This is a genomic window from Moorena sp. SIO4A1 (assembly GCF_010672065.1).
GTDB lineage: Bacteria > Cyanobacteriota > Cyanobacteriia > Cyanobacteriales > Coleofasciculaceae > Moorena.
Genome location: NZ_JAAHHX010000162.1, coordinates 1 through 4,126, shown reverse-complemented (window position 1 = coordinate 4,126; position 4,126 = coordinate 1). Strand labels below are relative to the sequence as shown.

4 protein-coding genes are annotated in these 4,126 nt (G+C 42.7%); 3 read left to right on the top strand and 1 reads right to left on the bottom strand.

The window, feature by feature from the left end; all coding sequences use genetic code 11:
* Positions 1 to 513 precede the first annotated feature (513 nt).
* A complete protein-coding gene (locus F6K53_RS35420; protein WP_293083993.1) occupies positions 514 to 1,413 on the bottom strand; it encodes a calcium-binding protein in 900 nt (299 codons plus the stop codon).
* A gap of 582 nt (positions 1,414 to 1,995) precedes the next feature.
* On the opposite strand from F6K53_RS35420, the gene F6K53_RS35415 reads away from it, so the two are divergent.
* The 3 genes from F6K53_RS35415 to F6K53_RS35405 all read left to right on the top strand — a co-directional run bounded on the left by F6K53_RS35415 (position 1,996) and on the right by F6K53_RS35405 (position 4,044).
* Positions 1,996 to 2,253, top strand: a complete 258-nt coding sequence (locus F6K53_RS35415) for a hypothetical protein (RefSeq protein ID WP_293083990.1) — start codon at positions 1,996 to 1,998, stop codon at positions 2,251 to 2,253.
* Positions 2,254 to 2,345: 92 nt separating this feature from the next.
* A complete protein-coding gene (locus F6K53_RS35410) occupies positions 2,346 to 3,731 on the top strand; it encodes a transposase (protein ID WP_293083987.1) in 1,386 nt (461 codons plus the stop codon).
* Between the two features lie 187 nt (positions 3,732 to 3,918).
* Positions 3,919 to 4,044 (top strand): hypothetical protein, encoded by a 126-nt coding sequence (locus tag F6K53_RS35405; RefSeq protein WP_293083984.1) that lies wholly within the window; start codon positions 3,919 to 3,921, stop codon positions 4,042 to 4,044.
* The last annotated feature ends 82 nt before the right edge of the window (positions 4,045 to 4,126 follow it).

Sequence of the window (4,126 nt, the reverse complement as noted above, 5' to 3'; positions counted from 1 at the left end):
TAATTAAATAGTATACCACTAAAATGCAATTTAATCAAATCTATTTTCCAAGATACAATACAGGAGTTTACAATTACTGTTAGGTACTTTCTTTATAGGTTTTTAGGGAGCAGGGAGTAGGGAGCAAGAAACAGGAAACAGGCAAGATGTCCATTCCACAAAACTATTAAAATCATTCCGTTATTAAGCAATGACGCCCTCTGAGCTTCTCCCTGCTGGCTAAAACCCAAGAATTTGCTGTATCTATTTCATACTTCACATCAGCAACACGTTTTAATCCTATGGAAGCTAAAATAGGGAGCATGTCACTTATGCAGAACATTTGTACGCTTATCTGGGTAATAGGTAATAGGTAATAGGTAATAGGGAATAGGTAATAGGTAATAGGTAATAGGTAATAGGGGGAGCATGTGACTTATGAATATTTGTACATTATCTATAGCCCCCTGATGGGTTTAAGCTTGCTCTAATGGGACATAGTACAAATGTTCTGCAACGCAAGACCTGCTCCCGCTAAAATATTGCATCATTAGCAAGATTAAAGCTAGTATTATCATAGAAAACGGCAATTAAGTCATTCTGGTAATACAGGTTTGTATCTAGTGCTAAGCTTCCACCAACATTACTGTAATTCATAGTGTAACCACCTATACTACCGCCTAGCCGAACTTTATCACCTTGTGCACTATTAAAGTCTGTAATTGTAGCGTATCCATAACCACCATCACCAGAGTACGCTATGGTATTTGAACTCTTATTACCTAAGACAAAGGTATCAGCACCAATACCACCAGTTAGGACGTCCCGTTCCCAGTAACCATTAACTTCATAACCTTTGAGATAGTCATTACCAGACCCACCGATCAGGACGTCATGGTTATAGCCACCAAACAAGTAGTCATTATCAGAACCACCATTGAGGTAGTCATTGCCTAAATCACCACGAAGAGCATCATTACCAGCATTGCCATGCAAGCTATCATTACCTGATTTACCCCAAAGGTCGTTGTGAAAACTGTTACCATCGATCCTATTGTTAAGGCTATTACCATAACCAAAGTGAACATTTGCAATCAGGATTAAGTTTTCCAGGTTATCTCCCAAAGTATAGTTTAGGTTGGTGTAGACAGTATCAATACCGCTATTGACGTTTTCGACAATTACATCTCCAAGATCATCAAACACGTAAATATCATTGCCAGAGCCACCATACATAGTGTCACTGCCTATATCACCACTCAGATAGTCATTGCCAGAGCCACCACTCAGGTAGTCATTGCCAAAACCACCAATTAGCATGTCATTGCCAGAGCCACCATACATAGTGTCACTGCCTCCATAACCATAAAGAGAGTCATTACCAGAGGTGCCATAAATGGTGTTGTCAAAGTTATCAGGATAATAAGTAGCCATATCTTCTTCTCCCTGTTGATTGTAAATTGATGCACAAACTTAATTACAGAGTCCAAAAACTAAAACTATTACAATGTAAGCCTGACAGAGACTGAAAGTAAGTAATTAATACTCTGTGAGTGCTTAATTGTTTTAGAGTTTATGGATTATTCGAAATAACTTGATAATGGGATGGTTTTAAGAGTTTTTTAGAAGTGATATCTAGCCAAATCTAAATTTTTTTCTTGGGGCAAGATGCCTACTCAACTCTTTTTATTTCGTTGTTTTACCAGTATTTCGTCATCTATAATAACTATCACCGAGGATTAGAAGAATTATGCATAAACCAAAATATTCTTTCCAAAGACTTTCTAGCACTGGAAGTATAGATTAGGAGCTGAGGGGGTTTCCATAACTATCAGGCGCGCACCTCCAAGGCCGCGAGGGATTGCTCGCGGCCTTGGGTCGCACCCTAGGTATACAGGATTGTTTTCCCTCTTCCGACCCCCGACTCCCGACTCCCAGGGAGTGCGCTTGACCCGTAATTAAATTCGCCACGGGTCGCACCGCTCCCGACTCCCGACTCCCAACTCCCTTTGCAATATGTACAAGCTCAAAATTAATAAAATTGGTAATTACCTAGGCATAACCCTACCTGAAGAGATTCTACAACAGCTGAATGTTGGTGTTCGCGTAGCGTGGCCGAACGGCCAAGGAGATACTGTATTTATCACAAAAACTGCTGATGGTGTTGAAATCACCACGAAAGACCCTGAGTTTGAACAAGCCGTGAGACGCATTCCCCCACCTGGCCGCAGGCCACGCTACGCGAACGTTCAGGTGGGGGTTAGTCCACGCTGATCCAAGTATTCAAAAGCCGGGAACAGTAATTGTCGATTGTCATTTTATTTTATGTAAGTTAAAATATTAGTTGTAACCGAGTTTGTAAAACAGTGAAAACGCCGACCAAAATCATAAGAACCGATAAGTGGCAACTTAACCCGACTCCAGATCAAAAAGTATTTTTTGGAGAAACGGTTAAGATATACCGCCGTGCTTGTCGGTTTTTGGTTGGCATCATTTACACCCATTGGGCACAACTAGGATCTTTAACAGCCGATCGCGTAGCGTGGCCTACGGCCAATCAGCTAACTCCTGCTGTTGAGCGGTTAATGCATGAAACGGCTAAACGTCCTAATATAAAATACCCCCAGTTCAACAAAGCTTTTTACAAATTTCCAAGCTATTACCGTCGAGCTGCGATTGCTTTTGCTGCTGGTCAGGTTAGTAGTTTCGTGACCCGGTATAACGAATGGCAATCGGGTACGCGAAAAAGGAGAGACACTAAACCTCCACGGCTAAATGCTGACGCTGGTTGTTATCCGGCTTTATACAAGGGTCAATGTTATAAACTTTACGGTTTTGATTCGGCGAAGCCGACGCTGCGCGAACAGGTTGAGATCAAAGTATTCAATGGTTCAGATTGGGTTTGGACTAACGTTCAAATTACCGGTCTAAGAGAAAGACATCAAGTGGCAAGCAACAAAATGCTGTCACCGTCTTTAATTTTTAATGAAAGAGTTTGTCATCTGTCAGTTCCGTTTAGTTGTAAGCCAGAAAAGCGGAAACCAGAGGCTAATGTAACTGCGGTAGATCTAGGAATTAATACTACTGCGACTATAGCGGTCGTGACCCACAGCGGCACTGTAATCCACAGGGAGTTTATCCACCCTGGGAGAGACATAGACCGTCGGGATAAGCGACTAAAATCCGTATCTATGCGGGCATCATTGACCATGGGCAAGGGCGGAAAACTCCATAAAGGGTTCTGCTCTAAAACTTATCAAAAATGCCGAAGAATCAATAATCAAATTGGCCATGTAGTTTCTAAGCGAATTGTTGAGATTGCTAAAAAATTCAATTCTGAAGCAATCGTATTTGAGAACCTTAAAGGATGGAAGGCAAAAGGTGGACATAAGCGGTCTAACCTCCGTCAACGCTTTCATGGGTGGCTTAAGGCAAAAATTCGCGATTTTACTGAAATGAAGTGGGCTGAATTGGGCGGCAAAGTGGTAGAGGTTGTGGCGGCTTACACCTCCAAACTTGGCTTTGATGGTTCCGGCAAGGTCAAACGTGACTCGAAGAATTATGCCCTAGCAACTTTCTCTTCAGGTAAGCGATTCAATGCTGATCTTAACGGTGCTTACAATATCGGTGCTAGAGGCGTGTTTAAACTCGTTCGCAGAAATGGCAACGAGGGTCGTCCCAGCAAAAGGTCTGGACGATCGCCTAGAAGCTGGGCTTGTTTGTGTGATCTGTGGGCGCTTCGTAGCTCATGATTAGCATAGGACACCCCCACCTGGCTATCGCCACGCTACGCGAACGGTGATAACCAGGTGGGGGAAGCTTCATACGGTAATGGCAGCTTATCAGAAAGTCAGCAAGAGGTATGAAAATGCGTTGAGGGAGCTGGCTAAGTGAGGGAACCGCTGTGGATATCGGAAGCTATAGCCAGAGCTATTCATAGTGATCAAATTGCACAACTGTTTTCTTGGATGGGGGGAAAGGTTAGCAACAGACCAAGAAAGCCAAAATGCGATCGCTAAGTGGCTAGAAGCAAATGTCGGTACTTCATTTGATGATCCATACTAACTATGGATCATGTTATGGATCATGCCTAGCACAGGATCGAGCAACATAATCAGGACTAATCTGCCAAGCTGGTTATTGACCG

Excerpts from the sequence above, each read along its gene's own strand:
- F6K53_RS35415 (WP_293083990.1), top strand. The coding sequence starts at position 1,996 with ATGTACAAGCTCAAAATTAATAAAATTGGTAATTACCTAGGCATAACC.
- F6K53_RS35420 (WP_293083993.1), bottom strand. The coding sequence starts at position 1,413 with ATGGCTACTTATTATCCTGATAACTTTGACAACACCATTTATGGCACC.